This is a genomic window from Phenylobacterium conjunctum (assembly GCF_042679085.1).
Lineage (GTDB): Bacteria > Pseudomonadota > Alphaproteobacteria > Caulobacterales > Caulobacteraceae > Phenylobacterium > Phenylobacterium conjunctum.
Genome location: NZ_JBHTLQ010000118.1, coordinates 1 through 1,033 on the forward strand (window position 1 = coordinate 1; position 1,033 = coordinate 1,033).

The window sequence follows — 1,033 nt, forward strand, 5'->3', positions numbered from 1 at the left end:
GCCTCGCGGGCGGGGCCGGCGGCGGCGCGGGCGGCGGCCAGGCGGGCAGGCAGATCGCCCATGGCCACGTCCTCGCCAGCCTCGGCCTGGGCGACGCGCAGGATGCTCTCGGCGTCGGCCAGCTCGGCCTCAAACCGACGGATCACGTCGTCCAGGGATTGGGCGTGGGCTTCGCGGCGGGCCGCCTCGCGCTCCAGCTTCTCCAGGGTCTGACGGGCGACAGCGACCTTCTGTTCCGCAGCCTGGGGCTGGCGGCGGGCCTCGCGCTGGGCGTCGTCGGCGGCCTTGGCCCGCCGGGCCGCGGCGACCTGGGCCTCGCGGGCGGTCTTGGCCTTGGGCGACAGGGCCTCGATCTCGGTCTCCACCTCGGCCAGGCGGGTCTTCTGCTCCATCCGCACGGCGGCGGGCTTGGGCGCCTCGGCGCGGGCGGTGAAGCCGTCCCAGCGCCACAGGTCGCCTTCCTTGGAGACGAGACGGGCGCCGACCGGCAGGCCGGCCTGCAGGCGGTCGCCGTCCTGGCGCTGAACCAGGGCGGTGAAGGCCAGGCGCGCGGCGAGCGCGGCGGGCGCCTTGACCAGGGGGGCCAGGGGCTGTGCGCCGTTCGGCCAGGCCGGCGCCGCGGCGTCGCGTCCGCCCCAGAAGGCCGGGGCCTTGGGATCAAGGGCGGCGTCCAGGTCGTCGCGAAGGGCGGCGGCCAGGGCGGCGGGATAGCCGCGGTCAGGGGCGACCGAGTCGAGGGCCGGGGCGAAACCGCCGCGGCGCTGCTGGGCCACGATCTGGGCCAGGCCGCGGGCCTCGGCGGTCAGGCGGGCGAGGTGGTCTTCCTGCTTGCGGGCCGCATCGCGGGCCAGGGCCTCGGCCTCCTGGGCCTTGGCCCGTTCATCCTCGGCGGCCTCCAGGGCGGCGCGGGCGGCGGCCAGGCTGGCTTCAGCGCGCTCCAGCTCGGCGCGGGCGTCCTCGATCTGCGGCGTCGCGGGCGGACCCAATTGGGCGCGCTCGGTCTTGGCCTGATCCAGGGCGCGGCGGGTGCGGG

Annotated in this window: 1 pseudogene; it reads right to left on the reverse strand. The window is 77.7% G+C overall.

The features are described from left to right. A pseudogene (locus tag ACFQ27_RS20820) lies at positions 1 to 1,033 on the reverse strand (chromosome segregation protein SMC); the annotation flags it as partial.